The organism is Dendronalium sp. ChiSLP03b (assembly GCF_034531165.2).
In the GTDB taxonomy this organism is placed as follows: domain Bacteria; phylum Cyanobacteriota; class Cyanobacteriia; order Cyanobacteriales; family Nostocaceae; genus Dendronalium; species Dendronalium minutum.
Genome location: NZ_JAVRBR020000076.1, coordinates 21,295 through 44,868, shown reverse-complemented (window position 1 = coordinate 44,868; position 23,574 = coordinate 21,295). Strand labels below are relative to the sequence as shown.

Here is a 23,574-nt window from a genome sequence, read left to right as displayed (position 1 = left end):
ATATGACCCAGTTAGACAAAGCAGTTGTACTGATTACTGGTGCAACTGGTGGGTTTGGACAAGAACTGACTCGACAGTTATTAGAGGCTGGTAGCCGACTAATTTTAACGGATCTAGATGAAGCTGTTGTACGCGAACGAGTTGCAGTCATTCAACGGCAAGTTCTTACAGGTGATATACTGGCTTGTCTGGGTATCGATCTCTCTACCCGTGAGGGATGTGAAAACCTTTATCATCAGGTGAAAGCACTTAATATTCCTATCGATATTTTGATTAACAATGCAGGTATTGCCCTCTTTGGTCGCATGGATGAAATTCCCAACGAGAGATGGGAACGTCTGATGCAAATCAACCTGCTAACACCGATGCGATTAAGTGCCTTATTTGCTACTGATATGATTGCCCGTCAACAGGGGCACATCGTCAACATTTCATCATTAGCAGGCTGGTGGGTATTACCTGGATTAACTCCTTACTCAGCTAGCAAATTTGGTTTGCGTGGGTTCAGTGAAGGATTTTTCCATGAAGTAAAAGACTACAATGTAAAGGTCACGGCTGTTTATCCCTTTTTTAGCCGTACCCCAATTCTTCAGTGCGAACGGTTTGGCAGTTTAGGCAAGAGTAGCCAGGACTTTCTCAAACATGTGGCAACCGATCCGGCTAAGGTTATGCGTGCCACGATTCAAGGAATTATTCATAACAAATTGCATGTCTTTCCCGATGCAACAGCTAAAAAAGCCCATCTTCTCAAACGATATTTTCCTCAGATAGTGAACTGGATTAATGATGCATTCGTCAGGAGGTTGAAAGGTGGTCAAGGTAAGTAGCTCTACTAAAATTCAGAAGATAATCAATACTGCTGACAAACATCTAATTATCGGGGCTGGTTTTGTTGGATTGGGTATGGCTCAAGCACTTAAAGCTGCTGATATCCCATACGATCAAGTTGATGCTAGCGATAATATCGGCGGAAATTGGTATCACGGCGTTTACGAAACTGCACACATTATTTCGTCACGCAAGATTACCCAATTTACTCATTTCCCCATGCCAGATAATTATCCTGACTTTCCCAGCGCCCAGAACATGCTGGATTATTTGAACGCCTTTTGCGATCGCTTTGATTTGCGCGAACAGATTGAACTGAATCGTACAATTAGTTATGTGCGACCAGTTGAAAATAATCTTTGGGAAGTCACTTTTGCTGATGGAGAACAGCGAATCTACAAAGGGGTAGTGATGTGCAATGGTCATCACTGGTGCAAACGTTTTCCCAAATTTCAGGGAGAATTCAACGGTGAGATTATCCATTCAAAAGATTACAAGCATCCAGACCAACTGCGTGGAAAGCGAGTTTTGGTGATTGGGGCTGGAAACTCAGCTTGCGATATAGCCGCAGAAGCAGCCCGCGTCAGTGCCAAGTCTGTTTTGAGTATGCGCGAATCAGTTTGGTTTATCCCAAAGACATTTGCTGGCATCCCAGTTGCTGATTTACCAGCATGGCGATCGCCAAAATGGTTGCAACGGCTGACAATTCTGAAAATTATACGTCAGGCTTTCGGTAGCCATAAATTTGCTGGAGTCTCAGTTCCAAGTCTACCTAAATGGCGATCGCCACAATGGTTGTCGCGGTTCACAGTATATGCAATCATCCGTCTGAGTTTCGGTAGCCACGAAGATTATGGTCTATCCAAACCTAAACATCGAATTTTCGAGAAACATCCTACTATCAATAGTGAAGTGCCCTATTACCTCAAGCATGGCAGAATCACTCCCAAGCTTGCTGTAAGTCGCCTCGATGGCTGGGAAGTGGAATTTGTAGATGGTAGTCGAGAGACATTTGACCTCATCATTTGTGCAACAGGTTACTATGTTGCTTATCCATTCCTACCTCCAGAACTTCAGCGCGTTGAAGGGTCGGTAGTCAAATGTTACGCAGACTCGTTTCTTGATGATTACAAAGGACTGTATTATGTCGGTTGGGCACAAGTAAGAGGTGGGGTTGGTTCGGTAATTGCAGCTTACGGCCCAATGTTCTGTCGATATCTCAAACTCCAAGATGAAATTAATGTGCCTCTTGGTTTAGTGTTCAAAGAAATGGGACACAAGCTACCAAACACTCATCTTTGCGATCCACAGGAATTTTTTAATCAATTAAAACTTACCGATCTGTCATTTAATCGGCTTGTGACAAAAGCACGCCAAATTGATGCCCAACATCCTAGCTTTCGTAACCAGCCACTCCCTCCCTCGCCAAGTATTCAGCAAATTCAGTCTTTAGTGAGATAAAAATAGCGGTGCAATTATTTTGTCACTGGCAACATACACTCCAAGGCTTTGGAGTCGATGGAGTAGCAATTGAGCAAGGCTTTACTTGTTTAGTTGAGGCTTATTCTACTGGCGATCGCTACTACCACACACTAAAACACATTCATCAAGTCCTCAGCACAGTTGATACTTTGCAAGCCTATCCTCAAAACCTCGCTGCGGTGAAACTTGCTGCTTGGTTTCATGATATTGTGTATGACACTCAGGCTAAAGATAACGAAGAAAGAAGCGCGAACTCTGCTTGCGATCTGCTAAGTAGTTTGGGAATTCCAACAAATACTATAGACACTGTCAGCCGTCTCATTCTTAACACTAAATATCACCAAGCTGCTGCGGATGACTATAATAGCCAAGTCCTACTCGATGCAGACTTGGCGATTTTAGCTGCTAACCCAATTCAATATCAAGAATACGCCTATGCAATTCGTCAGGAATATGCCTGGGTATCAGAAGCCGAGTACATTGCAGGTCGGAGGCAGGTTTTAGAGCGATTTTTGCAGCGCCAACGTATCTACTTTACGCCCTTGATGTTCGAGGTAGCGGAACAATCTGCCCGCTATAATCTTCAAGGAGAAATTCAAACACTTTCAGATTTAAAGCAAAAAACTAGGTTTATATTTAGACAAAATACACAAGCTTATGACATATAAAAAACAAGCATTTCCAGAAAAAATTAAGAATAGATAAAAGCCTCAAAAGCAATTCCAGATAAGTTTCAATACGGTATTAGAACAAAGATTAAAATCAGTACAAAAATTACAAAAATTATTACATAGACCAATATAACAATAACAAGCTAATATTAAATAAGTCACGAAATTAAAACATAAAGGTAATTGCGTTATTGCAAATTAAATGTTTTACAGCTTATCCTATAGATAACCGTATCCCCTTGATACTGAGATAATGCCAGCAAGGTTACAAATAAAATATGAAGATTGCTCCCCGTTAGGACGGTTAATTCTTCAACATCTTGAAGAGCAGGGTATCAGTATGAACCGTCTCGCAGAGTTGTCTGGAATTCCTCAACCCAGGCTGAGAGGAGCCTGCTTTAAAGGAACCTGTCCCACGCCTGAAACCTTGAGGAAGCTGGCTAGAGTAATGGATATGCACCATCTAGAACTTTACACACTAGCTTACGAAGGAAGAATTGAGAAGCTCCCAGAAGATGCGAATGATAACTCTCTAGATGTCCTGATGAGAGAGATGTTTGAGACTGCTAGAGAGATGGGATTAACTCCTCCCACAATTCGTCCTTCTAAAGCTAAAATCCGCAAAGCACTGATGGAGCTAGGCTTTCGCGCAAAGGATGAGGAAAGTGCTTGATCGGCATTTGCCAGTTGCGAGTCAGTGCGGTCTTGGGGTCTCACGCCACTTCCTACCCTGCGGGAAGGCGTTCCGCCTACAATGGGGGAACGCCTTCCCGCAGGGTTCACAGTTCCTTCAAGTCGGCGAAGCCGCCCAACGGACTGCTCACCGCAACGGAGTGGCTCCCCAAGTGGAGCATCTGGCGTGGTTTCCCCCATGAACAACTGACATTAGCGCAGCGTTAGCGACGCAGAAGCGTCACCCATACTCCTTCTCCCACGGAGACACTAGCGCGAACGGAGAACCTGCAGGGTAGTGTCAGTAGGCAATGGTCAAAAGGAGTTATTCTCCTTGTTCCCGCGTCTCCCCTACTCTGTATTTACACTAAAGAATACAATTGAAGCTTGGAAGTGGGAAATCGTTGACTTCTCATCTCCAAGCTTCAAATTTTGCAATGTCCCCATGAACTGAACAGGGATATGCCTAATTTATGCCAGACAATTTGCGATAAGGTACAGACTGCTCAATATTAATATTCTGCGCCGAGATTTGTTGAGGTTGATTACCTCGTGGATTTATGCTCTGCGCCATATCGAGGAATAGAGATGGATTACCTGCTTTAGCCTGCTTGTCTTGAGGAACGTAGCTACGAACGACGGTTTGCCATATAACTTGTGGGAAGCCCAATTTGCCGCGATAGTAATCATCGTAGCGTGGAGACTTGATGTTGAAAGGCAGTTCACCTTCTGCTCGTCCAGGTAGAACTCGACGACGCTGGTAGGGAACGGTGTCGTACCCAAAGGCTTCTAAATATTCATCGCTGTTGAGTAAATCATCGACAAAGCCTTTATTACCCTTTGTCGCAACAACAATTGACCAAGCAAGCTTTTCCCGGTTATCGTAAACGTCACGACCGAGGACTCGCTGTACTGTTTGCTCAACAAAGCGATAGTTGCTGTTGAGATCGTAGAAACTACGCTTGTATGTATTAGACAGCAATAAGCCACGAATGAAGTCTCGAACAGTGATTTGACCACTGCGGAGTTGGGACTCCAAGAAACGTTCGCGATCCGCAGCAAAGGCATGGAAGAAAATCTGACGATATGCCGCTTCGATCAGATTGTCTAGTTCCGTAGAAGAAAGCAGGTTTTGTGTGGAGTAGATCCGGGGTTGCTCATCCCCAGGAACTTCGTACCCGACAACACGCTGATTCTGAGAGGATGGAGAATACTCTAAAAGAGGAATTGCCACGCCGAAAAAACTTCCTTTCTTTACAAAATATTTTGCATAATTACTCACAATCATACGGTTAAGGGGGACTTTTATTCGATTTAGTTTAATGAAGCGTTACATATGTTAATTTGATTTTCATTTTCAAGGGATTGGGGAGTTAAGAGTCAGTGGTCAGTAGTTAAGAGTTATTTATTTCTTCCTTTGCCCCTCTGCCCCTCTGCTCCCCTGCTTCCCCTGCTCCCCCTGCCTCTTTGCTTTACCCTAGTCCTCGCCAAAACGCCAAAGGGTCTTTAGTAGGACGGCAGTTGGGATAAGACCGCAAGCTAGCTTCCATACCAGGTTGACAGGAAGGAGGTGCGATCGCTAGTCCCAGGCACAGATGAGCTAAAGATTTAGCAAACTCCTGATGATGTCCAGGAGAACCAGCATGAGCATGGGCATATTCGTGCATAACCAATAACCACCAGTCTTCTGGCAGCACTCGTCCCACATCAATCAGGATAGTAATTGGGTCTGTTTGCAGATTACACAGACCATCAATCCCAAAGGATTGAGCGAAGGGAGCCGCTAATATCTGAATCGCACACTGTTCCCACGGATGAAAACAGTCATGGCAAGCTTGGAGATAAACGTTGAGTTTAGTGTTAAGCGCATCAATATGATTGCCAACCCAGGTACAGATAGGAATGCGGTTGTCTAAGTCATAAACCACATCCACTATCCCTGGGTCTAAAGCCAAGCTGCGAACACCATACAGGTAATCTAACCCACGGGTAAATGGATCGGTGCTGGTTGTCAGCAGCAATTTACCAGCCAAAGAAGGAAAAAGATTTTGTCGGTTCAATAGCTTTTTGAATTTGCTCGGGGTTAAGGTTTGAGAGACCAGCTACATCTGCATTCGAGGCAGCCTCTGAAACATCTGCAATCCGGAATTCAGTACAGAATGTAGCAGTACTGAAACCGCCAAACCGTTTCACAGTACTAGTCCGCATCCGGAGGCTGGGGCTGGCAAACCAAAATCGTTCAATCGAACTCATGGTTTCGTATTCGGTCGTTAAAACTAACCCATCCTCTTCATCCATGTGATAGCGACCTGCTACAGGGACAATTTCGGCATAACCTCGCTCCCGCAGCAGCGTTCCTTGTCGACCATCAGCGGTATCTGGTAACAGTGCAAACACAGTCGAACCTGTGTGGTTTTCTTCTTCTCTATCCCATCCCATTGAGCCTTGCCAAGAAACAAAAGCTCCACCGACTGCCAAGCTAGAGTCAAATTCATGGAGTTGGCAAATCTCAATTATTTTAGGATCGTCAGCGGTCAGAACTTCGATCTGAATTTCGGATTCACCTTTTTCAGAGCGTTTGAAGGCCAAGTGATGTGTGGTGCGTTGCGATCGCCACCGCCCAGTACTGAGTTGAAAAAACTCCATTGCATCCATAAATTGAAATCTGACTCCTATCGAGGATATTTTCTAGTGTTCAAAATTGAGTAACTCTACCTTCTACATCATAAAACTAGGAGGCAGAAGTCAGTTGTCAGTTGTGAGTCAGTGTGGTTTTGGGGAGCCACTGCGTTGCAGAGGCAGTACGTTGCGGAGGTTCCCTCCGTTGAAGTAACTGCTGTCAGCTCTGCCGACTTGTACTCCTTCTCCTATGGAGACGCTAGCGCGAACACAGAACCCGCAGGGTAGCAAGTGGCGTGGTTTCCCCCATGAACAACTGACGTTAGCGAGTCTTCGCCCAAAAGGCGGCGCTAAAAGCGTTAGCGAGTCATCGAGCGTCACCCGTACTGCTAAAGCAGAACCCGCAGGGTAGGGTCAGTAGTTGGTTATTTCTTCCTCCGCTCCCTTGCCCCTCTGTCCCTCTGCCCCTCAGCTTTCCTACTCCTTCAGATACTTTCATAATCTCCCATCTTCTAGATGCTTTCTCTAGATGCTACTTGTATAAATTGAATTAGTGGGGTAATTTTATTCGGAAACGTCTAAAAGCGGCCACTTGTCAAGTATGTGTTACTTTTGTTAATCTAGATATAGAAAGTTGAACGAGGCATGTTGCGAAAAGCCGGAGGTAAAAACTATGGATATGCCAACAGGACTCAGCTTAGAGCAAAAATTTAACCTCAAGGTCTACGAAGAGCAGGTTAAGGGGTTAAACCAACAGCAATCTCAGGAGTTTCTTCTAGAGGTTTTACGACAACTAATGATCAAAGAAAACGTAATTAAGCATCTGCTCAAGCAAGTTTAGCCGTATCCTCATCGACAGGCGCAATCTACCTTGTTTTGCTAATCCTTATTGATTTGAGTGTTTTATAAAGGATCTTGATTGTCTGTAATATGCGTTTGCTTGGGGAGCCAGTCAATTTTAAATATGAAATTATCAATTTTGGATTAGAAGAAAAACCTAAAATTCAAAACTAACATGGCCGCTGACTTCCCTAAATTGGGTGTTTCATCGATCTAAATATCTGAAAATCGTTATTTTTATTGCCCTCAGTCAGAAGACTCTGATTGAGGGTTATTTTGTGAATGTTAAGGATTGTTGCTTTGTTTTTCATAACTGAGACTGAGGTACCCCTCATCTTTTATGTTCTATATGTCTTGTCAAACGACAGGCGATATCCTGATTTACTAACAAGGAGAGCTCAATGGTTCTTGATGCTTTTTCTAGATCTGTAGTCGCAGCAGATGCCAGCACTGCTCCTATCGGCACCAGCGGAATTGGAGAACTGAAGAAGTTTATTGCTGAAGGTAACAAGCGCTTAGATGCAGTTAACGCGATCGCTAGCAACGCTAGCTGTATCGTTTCTGACGCGGTAGCTGGTATCGTTTGCGAAAACCAAGGTTTGATCCAAGCTGGTGGTAACTGCTATCCCAACCGTCGCATGGCTGCTTGCTTGCGTGATGGTGAAATCCTCCTGCGCTACGTTACTTATGCGTTACTTTCTGGTGATGCTTCCGTTCTCGACGATCGTGCTTTGAACGGTTTGAAAGAAACTTATGCTGCTTTGGGCGTACCCACCACCTCCAGCGTGCGTGCCGTTCAAATCATGAAGGCTAGCTCTCTTGCTCACATCAATGACACCAACACTGAAGCCGCAGGTGGTAAGAGATTCCGCAAAATGGGTTCTGCTCAAGGTGACTGCTCCGCGCTGACCGCTGAAGCAGCTAGCTACTTCGATCGCGTTATTTCGGCTCTGAGCTAGTCCTCATCCCAGTTATGAGTTAGAAAATTTAACTCAAAACTCAAAACTCAAGCTTCAAAACGATTACCGAGACGTTCTGATAACATCCATTCGGAGATATAAGCATGAAATCAGTTCTTACCACCGTGATTGCGTCCGCTGATGCGGCTGGTCGTTTTCCTACCAGTTCCGATCTAGAATCAGTTCAAGGTAGCATTCAGCGTGCAGCTGCTCGTCTAGAAGCTGCTGAAAAGCTAGGCAACAATCTCGATCAAGTTGCTAAAGAAGCTTACGATGCTTCTATCAAAAAGTATCCTTACCTGAACAATTCTGGCGAAGCTAACTCTACTCAGGTTTTCAAAGATAAGTGTCTGCGTGATGTCAAGCACTACCTACGTCTGATCCAGTATAGCTTGGTAGTCGGTGGTACAGGTCCATTGGATGAGTGGGGTATTGCTGGTCAGCGCGAAGTTTATCGTGCTTTAGGCTTGCCAACTGCTCCTTACGTTGAAGCATTGACATTTGCTCGCAATCGCGGTTGTTCTCCTCGCGACTTGTCTGCTCAAGCGTTGGTTGAATACAATGCTCTCCTCGACTACGCAATCAACTCTTTGTCATAGTCGAATTGCTAGACTTGTAAGTTCGTAACAGGGTAGAATCTGCCCTACAAGCCTGAGGACTCTTGGCGTGTTGCTTTACCTAGTAAGGTTGAGTACTGGCAAAGAATCCCCAGGCTTGTTTTTATGTAGAACTAAAAGTGTAGGGGTTTAGGGAAACATAGTTTTCATCTAAACTTTTGTTATACCAATTTGAAAAAAGTAAAGTCACAGATTAAATCGAGTTTCTTAATTACAAATTACGAATTAATATTACTCCTCTTACTTTCACCTACACTCCTATACCCCTGCACCCCTACACCCCTAATTTTATGGATAAACGCTTTTTTAATATTTTTAATCTCACAGAAGACCAAGCTATTGCCATTTTAGATACGCCTCAAGAACAAGTGAATGAGGATGATTCTCGCTACATTGCCGCTTCTCATTTGGTAAACTTTCCAACGGAGCGCTCGATTAATGCTTTGATGCGAGCGGTACAGAAAACTGACCATTCACTAGATAACCGCATCGTACGACGGAAGTCGGTGGAAAGTTTAGGGCGGCTACAGGCGACGCAAGCTTTACCCGTAATTCGCACTTGTCTGGCAGATGAAGACTGCTATACCGTGGAAAATGCAGTTTGGGCGATCGCTGAAATTGGCACTCAAGACTCAGATATCCTCGAAGAAGTAGCTCAACTGCTGGACAAACCAGGACAAACTTATCGGGTGATTATTCATACGCTGACAAAGTTGGATTACAAACCTGCTTTAGAGAGAATTCGCAAATTTGTAGACGACGATGACGCACCTACAGCAAGTGCAGCGATCGCGGCAGTCTGCCGTTTTACGAGAGACTATACTCACATGGCGAAGGTAGTGGCGATGTTGCAACACCCGAATGTGCTTGCTCGTCGGCTGTCCATCCAAGATTTAATCGATGCCAAGTATTACGACGCTATTCCCAACATTGCGCGGTGTCCGGTATCTCTTGTCTTTCGGCTGCGGGGGATACGGATGCTGGCAGACGCTGGAATTCCTGAAGGAGCAATTGCCTTTGCAGATATTCAACCTTATCTAGAGCAAACATTGCGCGACCATCCTAACGATTTGGAATTGGTACATGTCTACGATCGATCGCCCGCCTTGCCATTTCTCATACAGCAATTGTATGAAACAGACTTTGGGCGCTGCTATCTAGCAACCAAGACCATTCTCGAACAGTACTCAGAGGATGCACCAGCTGCACTCTTTGCCACCTATGCAGAAGAAGCTAACAACGACTATGGTGCCCATTTCCATGTAATGAAGCTGTTCGGCTGGCTCAAACATGCCCCTGCCTACGATTTGCTCGTTGAAGCATTGCACAACCCGCAACCCCAGTATCAAAAATCCCGGACAGCAGCAGCGATCGCTTTGAGCGAACTCGGCGACCAAAGAGCCATTCCCGAACTGAAAAAAAGCCTGGAAACAAAAATCTGGGACTTAAAATATGCCACATTAATGGCATTAGAGAAGCTCGGCGATACCAGCGCTCACAAAATCGCTGCCAACGACCAAGACTGGTTGATTCGTGCAAAAGCAGGAAAATTATAAAGAAAGCGGAGGAGATAAGGGGACGCAAAGACGCGGAGAATAATTATTGCCTTCTGCCTCCTGACAACTGACAACTGACAACTGTACAGATGCGATTAATCGCGTCTCTACTAATGACAACTGACCACTGACAACTTATGACTCAAGACCATCTTTTTCAACAACTAAAACATCCCAATCCCCACTTGCGGGAACGAGCTTCACTAGAACTGGCAGAAACCCGCGATGAAACTACCATTCCTCGACTGATAGACATTTTAGGAGAGGAAGACGTTACTTATCGACGGGCAGCTGTCAAAGCACTGGGTGTCATCGGTCCAGATGCCACAATGCCGCTAGTTGAGTTATTGCTGAGCAGCAAGAATGTCACCATTCAAAGCAGTTGTGCCAAGGGACTAACCCAAATCGCTGTCAACTATCCTGACGTTCCCTTCCCTAACGAAGCTTTGCAAGGATTAAAGACTGCACTCCATGACCCAAACCCTGTTGTCGGTCTGACATCCGTAATGGCTTTGGGTGAGATTGGTGTTCCCGGTCAAGACATTTTAATAGAGACTCTGGAGACAACAGATAACGTGGCGCTGGCAGTAGCGATTGTAAATGCCCTCGCCACCATTGGTGATAGCCGGGGAGCGGAGATACTCACAGCTCTTGTTAATGATGAGTCTGCCGACTCCTATGTACGAGAGTCAGCCACTAGTGCATTATCTCGTTTAGATTTAGTTAGAAATAATAGCAGACAAAGACCGTAGAATTACATAAGTAGTTTGGATTCAGTTGCGATCGCGTGTGTGTGTTGCTTGATGTATCTGTTTTTAAAAAAAAGAGGTGATTTATTTTCGCTGTGCTGTACCAGTTGGCTTGTGAAGTAGTTATTTTTGCGACATGTTGGGGAATTCTAAGACTGTAGTTCAAAAACTGCAACCTTAGAATTTATGAACAATTCCCTTGAGTCCTCGATAAACGCTATCAATATACCTTTGGAGCGGGATATATTCTTACGCACATTAATTCGCGAATTATCTGGTACTTTACAGCAAGTAGTTGGATTAGAAGAAGCCTCTGGATTTATTAGTGTAGTTGGGGAAAGGATGGGTAAGCAGATTAACCAAAATTATAAGTCTGCCTTGGAAGTTTCAAATCTTTCCCCTGAGCAAGTCGCAGCTGTTTTAGTTGATTTGAAAAAACGAATTCAAGGCGATTTTTATATAATTGAGCAGAACGAAGAAAAAATTGTATTTGGTAACCGTATCTGCCCATTTGCGGAAAAAGTACGCGATCGCCCCGCCATGTGTATGATGACCTCAAATGTTTTTGGGACGATAACAGCTAACAATCTTGGATATGCCAAAGTAGAATTGCAAGAAACCATAGCACAAGGTGCTGCTGGATGCAGAGTGGTTGTTTATTTAAAAGTTACAGAAGAGTCAGAAGATGCAGAAGGTCGAGAATACTTTAGAGGACTAGAAGCATAGTAAACTCTCAAATTAGAAACCTATGACTCCTGAACAGTTTCTTGAATTTGCCAGAGTTTTACCAGAAGCATTACTAATGGTAAACGGTGATGGTCAGCTATTAGCTGGCAATCAACCAGCAGCAAATTTGTTGGGATTACGCCGTCAGGAATTCAAACAAAGAATGCTCTTTGATTTAGTCATTGAACCTGCCAACGATCTAATCAAGTATTTGCAAGCTTGTTCAACCAGTAGAGCAATGATTCTTGGCACTCTGACTATACGCAAAAATGATGGGCAAACATTAATATGTCGTAGTCAGGGTGCAGTTATTCAACCCTTGTCTTCTGAGTCATCAGCTCTGATTCTCCTACGTTTGGAAAATCGTGCTACCACTAGTAATAATTTTGTCCTTTTGAATAAAAAACTAGACGAATTATCTAAAGAAATTCAAAGACGTAAACAAGCAGAAGAAGCTCTCTCAAAAGCAAACGAAGAACTAGAAATTCGCGTTCAAGAACGTACAAAAGCTTTAAGACAAACATTAAATGAGTTACAACTTACTCAAGCTCAGCTGATTCAAGCTGAGAAAATGTCTAGCTTAGGTCAGATGGTTGCTGGTATTGCTCATGAGGTTAATAATGCTATTAACTTTGTTTATGGTAACCTTTACTATGCTCAAAAGTATATTGAAGAATTATTAGAATTAGTAAAACTTTATCAAAATCATTTTCCTAACAATCCCCCAGAAATTCAAAATAAAATCGAAGTCATGGATTTTAATTTTATTATCCAAGACTTTGCTCACATATTTCAATCGATGATGACAGGAACAAAGCGTATCCAAGAAATTGTCCAGTCATTACGTAACTTCTCTAGGTTAGATGAAGCAGATATTAAGGAAGTTGATATTCATGAAGGAATAGATAGCACTTTAATGATGTTAAAACATCGTTTAGAAGCTAAAAATGAGTGTCCAGAAATTATAGTTATTAAAGAGTATAGAACAATTCCTAGAGTAACTTGCTATTCTAGCCAAATTAATCAAGTATTTCTGAATATTCTTGCCAATGCCATTGATGCACTAGAAGATTCATATAAAAATTCTAGTTTATCAGTAATCAATTCCCAAGAAGCTGAAAGTCAAAAATTATATATTAGTAGTCCTAAAATTAAAATTGCAACTGATTTTATAGAGGATAATTGGGTTACAATTAGCATTCAAGATAATGGTTCCGGAATTGATGAACAAGTCCGAACAAAGTTATTCGATCCATTTTTTACTACTAAAACTGTTGGCAAAGGTACTGGGCTAGGTTTATCTATAAGCTATCAAATTATAGTGAAAAAACATAGCGGACAAATTAGCTGTTTATCTACTCCGGGAAAAGGCACAGAATTTGTAATTAAGATTCCTATTAATTGCTTAAATAAAGGTTAAATACCTCTGCCTTCAGCCCTACCCTGCGGGAACGCGCTTGAGCGAATGGGTGACGCTCCTTTGTCGCTAACGGCACTTCCTACCCTGCGGGAACACGCTTGAGCGAACAAGTCGGCAAAGCCGACGGCAGTTACTTCAACGGAGGGAACCTCCGCAACGTACTGCCTCCCCAACGGAGTGCCTTGGGAACCCGTCCACCGTAGTAGCTCACCTTCTGCCTTTCTTCGATGTCAATCCTTCGTAAATTGACGAAGGTATTGAAATAAAATACAGAGTTAGTTATGAGTAACGATACATTTTTTCCAGAATCGTTGCCCTTCCCTTATATGTCTAAGCGTTCATCCTCTCGGCAATCATTACGAACTCGTAACCAGAAATCTGGTTCCACAACATCAAACCATCGGCAAGAAGAGCAACAGCTACTCCAACCCGTTTTTGAGAAAGCTTGTGATGCGATCGCCGTCACGGATGATTTAGGTTGTCTGTTAGAGATTAATGCTGCTGCTTGCCAACTATTTGGTCTATACCATGAAGCACTGGTAGGGCAGCTGTTAACTGATTTTACAGACACCGATTTTAACTTTGAACAAGTTTGTTTGAGTGTGCAAACTGGGAACCAACAAACTGGCGAACTATATCTGTTGCGTCCCGATGGCATTCGACGAGAGGTAGAGTATACCTTAACTTTGAATGTAGTTCCCCATCAGCATCTCGTAATATTGCGAGATATTACTGACCGTAAAGAATCTGCACAAGATGAGTTATGGTGTCAGCGCCAATGGGTTGAGTTGTTTTCGGAAGTCACCCTGAAAATTCGGCAATCGTTGCAGTTAAAGGAAATTCTGCGGGCTACAGTCACAGAAGTGCAACGAATTTTGCAAGCGGATCGGGTACTAATTTATCAGGTTTTTCCAGATGGAACAGGTAAAGCTATTAGCGAAGCCGTTCTGCCAGAATATCCCCAGATTCTAGATTTAGAGTTTCCTGAAGAAGTTTTCCCACAGGAGTATCAGCAGTTATACGCCCAAGGACGCGTACGGGCGATCGCAAATGTCCACAATCCGGATGCAGGATTAGCCGATTGTTTGATCGAGTTTATCGACCAATTCGATATCAAAGCCAAGCTGATTGTGCCAATTCTGCAAAACCTGAATTCCCATCAACAGAATGAATCGAAATCTCAGAATCAGCTTTGGGGATTGTTAATTGCCCATCACTGCGATTGCCCGCGACGGTGGGGGGATTTTGAATTGGAACTGATGCAACAATTAGCAGATCAAATTAGCATTGCTCTGGCTCAGGCGCAATTACTGGAAAACTTGGAAGAAATTGTCGAAGTTCGCACCGCCGAACTCAAAGACGTAAATCGCAATCTACACCAAGAAATCAATGACCGAATGCAGGCAGAAGAAGCCTTGCGGCGGAGTGAGGAACAATTGCGCCTGATCACCAACGCGCTGCCGGTACTAATTGCCTATGTGGACAAGCAACAAAGATATCGCTTTAACAACCAAGCCTATGAAGATTGGCTCGAACAATCCCTAAGCGAGATTCACGGATGCCATCTTCAGGACGTATGGGGAGAGGACTGCTACCAAAGGATGCAGAGTCATGTAGAGGCGGCGCTTTCCGGTTATGTTGTCACCTACGAAAACGAAATCGCTCTAAGGAACGGCATTTCTCGCTCAGTTAACGTCACCTACATTCCCCATGTCGATGAGCAAAACACTGTCAAAGGCTTCTTTTCCCTGGCTAGTGATATTAGCGATCGCAAAGCTATTGAACGGATGAAAGACGAATTTATCTCTGTTGTTAGCCACGAATTGCGGACTCCCTTAACTTCGCTACACAGCGCCTTGAAAATCCTCGCCACGGGACGATTGGGCACCCTGTCAACAGATGGACAGCAAATGTTAGAAATTGCCGATGAGAACACCGAACGGTTAGTCCGCTTAGTGAATAACGTTCTGGATTTGCAGCGGATTGAGTCGGGCAATTTCACCATGGAAAAGCAAACCTGCAATGCCGCAGATTTAATGATTCAGGCCACCGAAGCCATGCAGCCGATGGCACAGCAACATGGGGTGACTCTGGTAACACAGCCAGTAGACATCCAGATTTGGGTAGATTCAGATTATATGGTGCAGGCACTCACAAATTTACTCAGTAATGCAATCAAATTCTCATCAATCGGCGGCACTGTGTGGTTGACGGTTGAGTTGCTGCAACAATCTGAAGTTTTGTTTTGCGTTCAGGATGAGGGACAAGGCATTCCTCAAGGCAAACTCGAAAGCATCTTTGAACGATTCCAACAAGTTGATTCATCAGATTCGCGCAAAAAAGGAGGTACAGGCTTAGGGCTTGCTATTTGCCGCAAAATTATCGAACAACACGAGGGTAGAATTTGGGCAGAAAGTACACTTGGCGAAGGTAGTACTTTCTGTTTCACATTGCCAGCTTTGCATGGCTAAGAGACGGGTTGCTATGACTACAAAACGGGTTTTGATTATTGATGACGAAGAAACTATTCAAACAGTAGTGCTATTTGGCATCCGTATGGCGGCGGGTTGGGACGTGTTTACCGCTAGTTCGGGGCCTAAAGGTATCCAAACTGCCCAAACCGAACAACCTGATGTAATTCTGCTGGATGTGATGATGCCTGATATGGATGGTATCGCTACTTTTAAAGCACTCCAGTCACATCCAGAAACTGAACACATTCCGGTGATTTTTTTGACTGCCAAAGCACAGACATCAGAAAAGCGGCAATTTAATGATTTGGGTGTCAGTGGCGTGATTACCAAACCCTTTAACTCTCTTGACCTACCCGAGCAAATTGCCAGAATTCTCCATTGGCAACTCCAAGCTTGAAGAAAGGCAGGGGAGGTAGAGAGGCAGAGGGGCAGGGGGACAAAGGGAGCAGGGGAGAGAGTTTGAAGCTTTTACCCACAATCAAAATAATGCAATTTGTAGGCGCGACAGCTTATCAGTTGAAATATGGACAAGAACGAACAACTAATTCTTCATTCATGGGCAGTGAATGCCAAACCGTGGACTCATGTAGTTCGTGAGAAGCAAATTGACAGCCGTGTTCTGGTGACGGACTCCGCTATTTTAGAAGCCGTAATTGAACTTGAACCAAGAACATTCTTGGATATTGGGTGCGGTGAAGGGTGGTTGTGCCGCGAACTCTTCGCACGCGGGTTTGATGGGTGGGGGGTTGATGCCATTGCCGATTTTATCGAATCATCACGGTGTACGGGCGATGTCCGCTTTCTTGTATCTTCATACTCGGATCTTGTGTCACAGAGATTTGGCACTGTAAACCATTTCTCATGCTTCATCTGCAACTTTTCAATTCTTGGAGAACGCGCTCTTGGCGAGATAGCTGAAGCAGGTCAGAGTTTGTTAGAGTCCAAGGGCAAAATAATCATTCAAACACTTCATCCGGCGATCGCTTGCGGTGAATTTCCCTACCAAGATGGGTGGCGGGAAACTTCATGGCAAGGACTCGGAAATCAGCCGTTTTCTCCTGCCCCTTGGTACTTTAGAACAGTTGAATCATGGATTTATGAGTTTCATCTCAGAAATTACCGATTACTGAAGTTACAGGAACCTTGCCACCCTACAACCCAGAAACCAGTCTCAATTATATTTATCTTTGAACGGCAGTAATCTCGAACATCAGGCAGTAAAGAACACTTCAAAGATGCAGATAAATCTTCTTTATCCTTGGCTTACAAGAGGTGCGGCAGCTTAGCAATAAAACTGTAGTTAAGATAGTAAAAAACACAAAAGCCACTAGCACTAGTTTTTCATACCCTTGTTTTAAACACATTAGTATTCTTAGCTTGCTGTGTCTTTAGGGGCTTTCTAACTTCCTCACCCACAAACAAATGGGTTTCCCGGAGGTATTCGTGAAAATATTACTTGTAGAAGATGATGAGTCACTAATTGCGGTGTTGACAAAAAGCTTAGTGGCAAATCACTATGTCGTGGATACGGTCAAAGATGGTGAAATGGGTTGGACATACGGTTCAACGTTTGAGTATGACCTGATAGTGTTGGACATTATGTTGCCCAAATTGGATGGGATAAGTTTATGCCAGCGCTTCCGAGCGGAGGGATACACTACGCCAATTCTTTTACTTACTGCTCAGGATACAAGTACGGCTAAAGTCAGGGGATTGGATGCAGGTGCGGATGACTATGTGGTTAAGCCGTTTGATGGTTTAGAACTGATTGCCCGGATTCGGGCATTGGTTCGACGCAGTAGCGTTAGTCCCTTTCCGTTAATGACTTGGGGAGATTTACTCCTGAATCCCAGCACTTGTGAAGTGACCTACAATGGGCAACTCCTAACCCTCACAACCCAGGAATATAGGTTGCTAGAACTCCTACTTTGGGATAGCCAGCATGTCTTTAGTACCAGCGAGATTTTAGACCGATTATGGTCATCGGAAGAGTTTCCGGCTGAGGCGACGGTGCGCTCTCATATCCGTCGATTGCGCCAAAAACTTGTAGCAGCAGGTGCCCCTCCAGATTTCATTGCCACAGTCCATGGACGAGGATATTATCTAAAAGCACCTGGGCAGGAAACGAGACTCCAGCCTGATTTACCTTTAGTCACAGAAACTCAGCGAGCAGCTTATCCCTTGATAAGCCGACGCGGGGACGCGGAGAGAAGTTGCGTGCGGGGGTTCCCCCCGTTGAGCAAACTTCGGGGGACGCGGGGACACGATGAGGAAGTCGGAGTATTGGATACCACTTCTTTAAAGTCGGCAGAACTTAAGGGTGGAGTGGCTCAGGTTTGCGTCGAATCCGTTAGCGCTAGCGGTAGCTACGTTCGCGCGGTGTCTCCGTCAGGAGAAGGAGCATCACTTGCCCTAACCGTTAACTTAGTGCCATTCGAGCATGGGGCTATGAGCGATCGCGACTCTGACCAGCAGGCACAATACCAAACATTCCTCAATGAAACTTGGGTAACTAATAAACCAAAAATCCTCGAACAATTGACAATACCATCTCAAGCAGCTAGAGAGTTACAAGCTGGTTCAATCAACTGTCAACTTCAAGAACAAGCTCAACAAATCGCTCACAAACTGGCGGGAACTCTAGGAACCTTTGGACTGACAAGCGGAATGCAACTGGCACGCCAACTAGAGCAGTTGTTAGATAGCCACAAACCTCTACAACCGCAATCTGCTGTGCTAATGGAGACTTTGATAAATGGCTTACAACAGGAAATTCAAAATACTACCACACTCCAGCATCAGTCGCCCTCTAAGCATTCACCTTTGTTGTTGGTTGTAGATCGAGATTCTCACTTCACTCAATCCCTGGTGAAAGTGGCGGCAAGTTGTGGAATTCGCAGTGCGATCGCACCTACGATTGAGGTGGCCAGAGATTGGTTGGCTTCTAAGTCTATATCTGATGTCGGCAGTCAATTTCCTCAGGCGATTCTGCTCCAGCTACCCTCAGTTCAATCTAGGTCAAAGACAGAAACTACAGATTTCCGAGAGTGGGTGCAAACCCTGACACAGCACCATCCTGACCTGCCAATTTTGGTTGTGGGGGCAGAGGGCGAGTTAACAGACCGTCTGGAAGTAGTACGTCGGGGTGGGAAACTCTTTTTAGAACCATCAGTTGACCCAAAACAAGCGATCGCCGCCGTCATACAATTGCTGAGTGGTTCAGACATGGGGGTAAAGGTGATGATTGTAGATGACGATCGAGATTGGTTACGTACCCTACCGACACTGCTTAATCCTTGGGGATTTAAAGTTACTACTCTCGCAGAGCCTCAGCAATTCTGGACTGTATTGCAAGTCGTCATGCCTGACGTACTAGTGTTAGATGTAAACATGCCGCAAATCAATGGATTTGAACTATGCCAAGTTGTACGAAGCGATCCGCGTTGGCAACAGTTACCCGTGTTATTTCTGAGTGTGCTGACGGATGCGAAAACTCAAAATCAAGCTTTTACCCTAGGTGCCGATGACTACCTGTGCAAGCCAATAATGGGCGTAGACCTCGCTAACCGTATCCTCAATCGCCTGCAACGAGTGCGAGCATGGGCAAGCCCCCAGTATGTAAACTAATTCGTAGTTGAAGAATATGAGTCCTTTGATTATCAAGGGAGACATAAACGAGAGAGCAATCATTACTTCAGAGCAAGAAATTTTAATCCTGCGGCAATAATTACGAATTACGAATTATCAATTACGAATTATTTTGACATACTGGAATTTCAATCCAGAATTCCGTTCCTAGACCTGGTTGCGAATCACATTTAAAAACACCATTGTGCTTATCCACCACAATCTGGTAACTAATTGATAGTCCTAAGCCAGTGCCTTTTCCAACTGGTTTAGTGGTGAAAAACGGATCGAATACTCTCGCCCTCACCGCTTCTGGGATTCCTGTACCATTGTCAGTAATGTGAATCACCACGCTCTTAACGTTGCTTTTAAGTTCTCCAACAGTGGTTCGGATGGTAATTTGACTGTGATGAGGTTCTACTACCGATTCCTGGTGATGTTCTAGAGCATCGATCGCATTGCTCAAAACATTCATAAACACCTGATTCAATTGTCCGGCATAACACTCTACTAAAGGCAAATCGCTGTATTCTTTGACTATTTGAATGTCGAGATTGTCTGATTTTGCTTTCAAGCGATGTTGCAAAATTAGTAGAGAGCTATCAATACCCTCGTGAATATTCACAGCCTTCATTTCCGCTTCATCAAGGCGAGAAAAATTACGCAAAGACATGACGATTTGTCGGATGCGATCGACCCCTATTTTCATGGAGGCTAAAGTTTTGGGCAAATCCTCAATGGTAAACTCTAAGTCAATCTCTTCTGCATGACGAAAAATTTCCTGGCTAGGGTTGGGACATTCTTGCTGGTAGAGTTCTAGCATACTGAGTAAATCTTCAGTATATTCATTTACATGAGAAAGATTGCCATAGATAAAATTCACTGGGTTGTTAATTTCGTGGGCAACACCCGCTACCAGTTGACCCAAACTGGACATTTTCTCAGTCTGGATGAGTTGGGTTTGAGTTTGTTGTAAATTATGTAGGGCTTGTGCCAGTTGGTCTGTCTGCTTTTGAGTCTGTCTGAGTAATTCAACTTGTTGAAGGGCAACTCCAAGCTGATTGGCAATCTGAGCAATGAACTTAATTTCTGAATCTTCCCAGTAGCGAGGTGCGGAGTTTTGATAACCTGCCAGCAAACCCCAGAGTTGTTGCCCGATAAGTATTGGTGCGATCGCATATGCCCTTGCTTGACATTGCTCCAAAAACTCAATGTGACAGTCAGAGTGACCAGCCTGATAGATGTCAGCTACTGCAAAGGTTTGATTGTGGCTATATCGCCCACCTTGGGTTTCCTGCAAATAGCTATCTTGCCAAACTGTATTTTTATTTCCATCTACCAGTTTCACCCAGCCTTCACCGACAAACTCAGCAATAAATTCACCACTCCAATCTAGGTCAAAGCGGTAGACAGCCACACGATCTGCTTGCAGCACTTTACAGACTTCTTGGGTACTCGTCTGAAAAATTGCATCCAGATTCAGAGACTCCCGCATCTTGGCAACAACTTCAAACAAGACTCGCTGTTGTTCTGCTGCTTGTTGTAAATCTAACGTCTGCTGTTTTGTTTGGGTGAGCAACCCGGCTTGCTGGAGTGCAACTCCCATCTGGGCAGCAGTCTGACTGAAAAAGTTAACTTCAAAGGCTTGCCATTGTCGGGGGCCAGAATGTTGATAAGTTGCTAGCAAACCCCAAAGTTTTTGACCGACAAAAATAGGGGCCAAGATAAAAGCGTGGATATAAAACTGCTCTAAATTATCAACATGACACTGAGTAAAGCCCATCTTGTAGATGTCATCTACGGCAAAGGTTTCATTGTAGCGGTAGCGTCCTCCCTCTGTATCTTGTAAGTAGGTGTCATTCCAAACCGTATTGATACCTAATTGAGATTTGTTTAACCAGTAGGGACTAGCAGCCTCAAAATCACCGACAAATTCACCACCCCAATCAGAGTTGAACCGATAAACAGAAACGCGATCGCTTTTCAGAAGTTGACAAACCTCTTTGGTGGTTGTTTGAAAAATAGTGTCGGTGTCTAGAGACTCGCGAATTTTATCAATGACTCCAAATACAGCCTGTTGTTGTTCAGATGTTCGTTGCAGTTCAATGGTGCGCTTGTTGACTTGATGTTCTAATTTTGTATTGAAGGCTTGTACCTGCTGGTATAGTTCATACTGCTGAATTGCTGAGGCAAAATGTTTACTGATTTCTCTAGCTAGTTCAATTTCTTCAACCGTCCATTTCTGAGCTTGAGCCTTTTTAGATTCTCGCCAAACTTCAAATGAACGACGGGGGTATACTTGCCTGCGATCGAGATCAAACTCACCTGCCCACAGCGTCTCTGTGTCTATTTCATTGCGGAAAATACTTAAATAGCCGATTAACTGCTGACGATACTGAAGCGGAATCATCAAAATGCTGCGAATTTTAGTTGGTTGAAAAGCAGGTTGTAAAGTTCGCAGCCCTGGAGTTTGATATAAATCAGAAATTGCCCAAACATCATAATCATTAGATTTGTAATATTCCTGCCAGACGTTGTACTGCTCCATCAGCGGATATATAGTTTTTGCTGGCATCACAGGTTGTTGCCCACAGATATACAACTGGATACAATCGCTGCCAGGAATCAAACACTCGGCTATATTTTTAGCACTCTTATGTTGGAGATTAAAACTTTCGTTTTTAATGCACAACCTACCGCCAGCGCCATCAAAAGCAGCTACGGCTGCTTCTAAAGCTGGCTGTAGCACAATTGTGGGTAGTGAATGCAATAGATTAGCAATGCGGTTAATAACAGCTTCCCGCTCAGCTTTTTCGCGGGTTTGAGTCAGAAGGGTACTTTGGGCGATCGCTACTGAGAGCTGATCTACCACCATCTGTACTACTTCGAGTTCATATTCTTTAATCGAACGTGACTCAGAATTATGAGATACCAGTAGCCCCCAGAGTTCATTTTGATAGAGAATAGGCGCTACTAAAGAAGACTTGACTCCCATTGCCTTCAAGTATTCGACATGACAAGGGTCTACAGGGCGATAACGGATATCCTCTGAGAGAATTTCTCCATTTTCCAAGTCATGCAGATAAACTTGACCAATTTCTTGAATATCAACATCGACAACAGAACGTACCCTTGCCTGGATAAACAGTTCACGGGCATGGGGTGGAATATCATCAGCTGGAAAATTTAGCCCCAGTAGCGACGGTAAGCGATTTTCATGAATCGACTCAGCAATGACTTGACCACTTCCATCAGCATGAAATTTGTAAATCATTACTCGGTCAGTTTCAAGTAATGAGCATACTTCCGCTGTTGTCGCTGTAATAATTTCCTTTAACTCTAATGTTTGACGGATACGATTTGTAATTCGGCGCAGTACGCTTTCTCGATCGATACCTACCCGCAAATTTGGCTTAGCGTTCGGGTTCATTGCTTTTAATTAAAAAAATCAGAAAAATCAATAACTAGTCATTAATAAATCTAAAAACATTTTTAATTTTAATTAACTGCTTTGTCTTCAGTAAAACTACGGTCAAAAATACAGCTAATTAAAATTTTATTTTTTATGTAATTTTTATCTGTTAAAACAAAAAGCAAATTATTGCTAAACCCAAGTATTTTTTGATAAAAACTATGAGCTTTAAATCGCTTAAAAAAATAGTATTGTAGCAGCACACATCTATGACTTACGCTTTTAAACGAAAAATTATTAGTATAGGTAAAGAGTATAGAAATACATGGATTTAAACCCTTTTATATCACTCTCATGAAAGAAAAATAATTGTAGGTTGGGTTGAAAGAAGTGAAACCCAATAAGAACAAGATTTTTGTTTGTTGGGTTTAGTTCCTCAAGCTAGCCTACACCTAAGTTAATAGAAATCCCCAAAAATAAGGGTTTTTGATTTTTGTCTGACGAAAGTAACAAAAGCGTCCGAGGAAAGCGATCGCATTTTCTATGGATGTAAAGAAACATTTCTGTTTCTTAGAAGAGGGATTACACCCTTATACCCTACCTTTATGAAGAATCTTTTCGCGTAAATCCTGCTACCTACTTTATATTTATGGCTCTTCATTACTTGTTATGCTAAATACCTTGGTAAATCAGCTTGAAACCCTTGCTGGAAAATAATAACAGCCGTTATTGTTATCGTTTGAGACTTAGTGATGAGATTAACGCTACAACTGCCTGTAAGGCTTGATTATCAAGGCAAGTTACGGACTTTAATTAAAAAGTCCAGCATAATACGTACCGAAGAACCATATTTATTTAGCGTGGCTGGCTTCAATCCCTCACTCCTAGATTACTGAATTCTTTATTCTAAATTCTGAATTCT

Annotated in this window: 21 protein-coding genes; 17 read left to right on the top strand and 4 right to left on the bottom strand. The window is 43.6% G+C overall.

Annotated features, from left to right (window positions below):
- Window positions 1-2 precede the first annotated feature (2 nt).
- From RMY31_RS19395 to RMY31_RS19380, 4 genes are all read left to right on the top strand, one after another.
- The gene (locus RMY31_RS19395; protein WP_322659574.1) at window positions 3-827 is read left to right on the top strand and encodes an SDR family NAD(P)-dependent oxidoreductase; all 825 of its coding nucleotides are present in this window, start codon (window positions 3-5) and stop codon (window positions 825-827) included.
- Window positions 811-2,289 (top strand): flavin-containing monooxygenase, encoded by a 1,479-nt coding sequence (locus tag RMY31_RS19390; protein ID WP_322659575.1) that lies wholly within the window; start codon window positions 811-813, stop codon window positions 2,287-2,289. Before RMY31_RS19395 ends, RMY31_RS19390 begins: the two co-directional genes overlap by 17 nt.
- An 8-nt stretch (window positions 2,290-2,297) precedes the next feature.
- Complete coding sequence (locus RMY31_RS19385) at window positions 2,298-2,978, top strand: hypothetical protein (RefSeq protein WP_322659577.1); 681 nt, start codon at window positions 2,298-2,300, stop codon at window positions 2,976-2,978.
- Between the two features lie 256 nt (window positions 2,979-3,234).
- Window positions 3,235-3,654 (top strand): helix-turn-helix transcriptional regulator, encoded by a 420-nt coding sequence (locus RMY31_RS19380; RefSeq protein WP_322659578.1) that lies wholly within the window; start codon window positions 3,235-3,237, stop codon window positions 3,652-3,654.
- Window positions 3,655-4,119: 465 nt separating this feature from the next.
- On the opposite strand, the gene RMY31_RS19375 is transcribed toward RMY31_RS19380, so the two are convergent.
- From RMY31_RS19375 to RMY31_RS19365, 3 genes are all read right to left on the bottom strand, one after another.
- The gene (locus RMY31_RS19375) at window positions 4,120-4,887 is read right to left on the bottom strand and encodes a phycobilisome rod-core linker polypeptide (RefSeq protein WP_322659579.1); all 768 of its coding nucleotides are present in this window, start codon (window positions 4,885-4,887) and stop codon (window positions 4,120-4,122) included.
- 238 nt (window positions 4,888-5,125) lie between these two features.
- Entirely contained in the window at window positions 5,126-5,713 is a 588-nt protein-coding gene (locus tag RMY31_RS19370) for a hypothetical protein (RefSeq protein ID WP_322659580.1), read from the bottom strand.
- On the bottom strand, window positions 5,676-6,308 hold the full coding sequence (locus RMY31_RS19365; protein ID WP_322659581.1) for a phycobiliprotein lyase: 633 nt from the start codon (window positions 6,306-6,308) through the stop codon (window positions 5,676-5,678). Before RMY31_RS19365 ends, RMY31_RS19370 begins: the two co-directional genes overlap by 38 nt.
- A gap of 214 nt (window positions 6,309-6,522) precedes the next feature.
- Between RMY31_RS19365 and RMY31_RS19360 the strand changes: the two genes are divergently transcribed.
- From RMY31_RS19360 to RMY31_RS19305, 12 genes are all read left to right on the top strand, one after another.
- Window positions 6,523-6,684 (top strand): hypothetical protein, encoded by a 162-nt coding sequence (locus RMY31_RS19360; RefSeq protein WP_409878101.1) that lies wholly within the window; start codon window positions 6,523-6,525, stop codon window positions 6,682-6,684.
- Between the two features lie 261 nt (window positions 6,685-6,945).
- A complete protein-coding gene (locus tag RMY31_RS19355; RefSeq protein ID WP_322659582.1) occupies window positions 6,946-7,113 on the top strand; it encodes an NblA/ycf18 family protein in 168 nt (55 codons plus the stop codon).
- A gap of 400 nt (window positions 7,114-7,513) precedes the next feature.
- Window positions 7,514-8,071, top strand: a complete 558-nt coding sequence (locus RMY31_RS19350) for a bleomycin hydrolase (protein ID WP_322659583.1) — start codon at window positions 7,514-7,516, stop codon at window positions 8,069-8,071.
- 104 nt (window positions 8,072-8,175) lie between these two features.
- A complete protein-coding gene (locus RMY31_RS19345; RefSeq protein ID WP_322659585.1) occupies window positions 8,176-8,670 on the top strand; it encodes a bleomycin hydrolase in 495 nt (164 codons plus the stop codon).
- 308 nt (window positions 8,671-8,978) lie between these two features.
- On the top strand, window positions 8,979-10,244 hold the full coding sequence (locus tag RMY31_RS19340) for a HEAT repeat domain-containing protein (RefSeq protein WP_322659587.1): 1,266 nt from the start codon (window positions 8,979-8,981) through the stop codon (window positions 10,242-10,244).
- Between the two features lie 137 nt (window positions 10,245-10,381).
- On the top strand, window positions 10,382-10,996 hold the full coding sequence (locus tag RMY31_RS19335) for a HEAT repeat domain-containing protein (RefSeq protein WP_322659588.1): 615 nt from the start codon (window positions 10,382-10,384) through the stop codon (window positions 10,994-10,996).
- 183 nt (window positions 10,997-11,179) lie between these two features.
- The gene (locus RMY31_RS19330) at window positions 11,180-11,719 is read left to right on the top strand and encodes a methanogen output domain 1-containing protein (protein WP_322659589.1); all 540 of its coding nucleotides are present in this window, start codon (window positions 11,180-11,182) and stop codon (window positions 11,717-11,719) included.
- A 22-nt stretch (window positions 11,720-11,741) separates the two neighbouring features.
- A complete protein-coding gene (locus RMY31_RS19325) occupies window positions 11,742-13,139 on the top strand; it encodes an ATP-binding protein (protein ID WP_322659591.1) in 1,398 nt (465 codons plus the stop codon).
- 281 nt (window positions 13,140-13,420) lie between these two features.
- Complete coding sequence (locus tag RMY31_RS19320; RefSeq protein ID WP_322659593.1) at window positions 13,421-15,610, top strand: ATP-binding protein; 2,190 nt, start codon at window positions 13,421-13,423, stop codon at window positions 15,608-15,610.
- A 13-nt stretch (window positions 15,611-15,623) separates the two neighbouring features.
- Window positions 15,624-16,010, top strand: coding sequence for a response regulator (locus tag RMY31_RS19315; protein ID WP_322659595.1), 387 nt, complete (start codon window positions 15,624-15,626; stop codon window positions 16,008-16,010).
- A gap of 126 nt (window positions 16,011-16,136) precedes the next feature.
- Window positions 16,137-16,814, top strand: a complete 678-nt coding sequence (locus RMY31_RS19310; RefSeq protein ID WP_322659597.1) for a class I SAM-dependent methyltransferase — start codon at window positions 16,137-16,139, stop codon at window positions 16,812-16,814.
- A gap of 242 nt (window positions 16,815-17,056) precedes the next feature.
- A complete protein-coding gene (locus tag RMY31_RS19305) occupies window positions 17,057-19,240 on the top strand; it encodes a response regulator (protein WP_322659599.1) in 2,184 nt (727 codons plus the stop codon).
- A 121-nt stretch (window positions 19,241-19,361) separates the two neighbouring features.
- Here RMY31_RS19305 and RMY31_RS19300 read toward each other — a convergent pair whose 3' ends face one another.
- Window positions 19,362-22,670 carry a GAF domain-containing protein gene (locus RMY31_RS19300; protein ID WP_322659601.1) on the bottom strand — a complete coding sequence of 1,103 codons (3,309 nt, stop codon included), beginning with the start codon at window positions 22,668-22,670 and terminating at the stop codon, window positions 19,362-19,364.
- Between the two features lie 734 nt (window positions 22,671-23,404).
- Here RMY31_RS19300 and RMY31_RS19295 point away from each other — a divergent pair.
- Window positions 23,405-23,548, top strand: a complete 144-nt coding sequence (locus tag RMY31_RS19295; protein ID WP_409878099.1) for a hypothetical protein — start codon at window positions 23,405-23,407, stop codon at window positions 23,546-23,548.
- Window positions 23,549-23,574: the final 26 nt, after the last annotated feature.

Bases quoted from the DNA above. Each gene is read 5' to 3' on its own strand.
- RMY31_RS19330 (WP_322659589.1), top strand. From the start codon at position 11,180: ATGAACAATTCCCTTGAGTCCTCGATAAACGCTATCAATATACCTTTG.
- RMY31_RS19365 (WP_322659581.1), bottom strand. From the start codon at position 6,308: ATGGATGCAATGGAGTTTTTTCAACTCAGTACTGGGCGGTGGCGATCG.
- RMY31_RS19340 (WP_322659587.1), top strand. From the start codon at position 8,979: ATGGATAAACGCTTTTTTAATATTTTTAATCTCACAGAAGACCAAGCT.
- RMY31_RS19310 (WP_322659597.1), top strand. From the start codon at position 16,137: ATGGACAAGAACGAACAACTAATTCTTCATTCATGGGCAGTGAATGCC.
- RMY31_RS19300 (WP_322659601.1), bottom strand. From the start codon at position 22,670: ATGAACCCGAACGCTAAGCCAAATTTGCGGGTAGGTATCGATCGAGAA.
- RMY31_RS19335 (WP_322659588.1), top strand. From the start codon at position 10,382: ATGACTCAAGACCATCTTTTTCAACAACTAAAACATCCCAATCCCCAC.
- RMY31_RS19295 (WP_409878099.1), top strand. From the start codon at position 23,405: ATGAGATTAACGCTACAACTGCCTGTAAGGCTTGATTATCAAGGCAAG.
- RMY31_RS19355 (WP_322659582.1), top strand. From the start codon at position 6,946: ATGGATATGCCAACAGGACTCAGCTTAGAGCAAAAATTTAACCTCAAG.
- RMY31_RS19395 (WP_322659574.1), top strand. From the start codon at position 3: ATGACCCAGTTAGACAAAGCAGTTGTACTGATTACTGGTGCAACTGGT.
- RMY31_RS19360 (WP_409878101.1), top strand. From the start codon at position 6,523: ATGGAGACGCTAGCGCGAACACAGAACCCGCAGGGTAGCAAGTGGCGT.
- RMY31_RS19380 (WP_322659578.1), top strand. From the start codon at position 3,235: ATGCCAGCAAGGTTACAAATAAAATATGAAGATTGCTCCCCGTTAGGA.
- RMY31_RS19315 (WP_322659595.1), top strand. From the start codon at position 15,624: ATGACTACAAAACGGGTTTTGATTATTGATGACGAAGAAACTATTCAA.
- RMY31_RS19320 (WP_322659593.1), top strand. From the start codon at position 13,421: ATGAGTAACGATACATTTTTTCCAGAATCGTTGCCCTTCCCTTATATG.
- RMY31_RS19350 (WP_322659583.1), top strand. From the start codon at position 7,514: ATGGTTCTTGATGCTTTTTCTAGATCTGTAGTCGCAGCAGATGCCAGC.
- RMY31_RS19345 (WP_322659585.1), top strand. From the start codon at position 8,176: ATGAAATCAGTTCTTACCACCGTGATTGCGTCCGCTGATGCGGCTGGT.
- RMY31_RS19325 (WP_322659591.1), top strand. From the start codon at position 11,742: ATGACTCCTGAACAGTTTCTTGAATTTGCCAGAGTTTTACCAGAAGCA.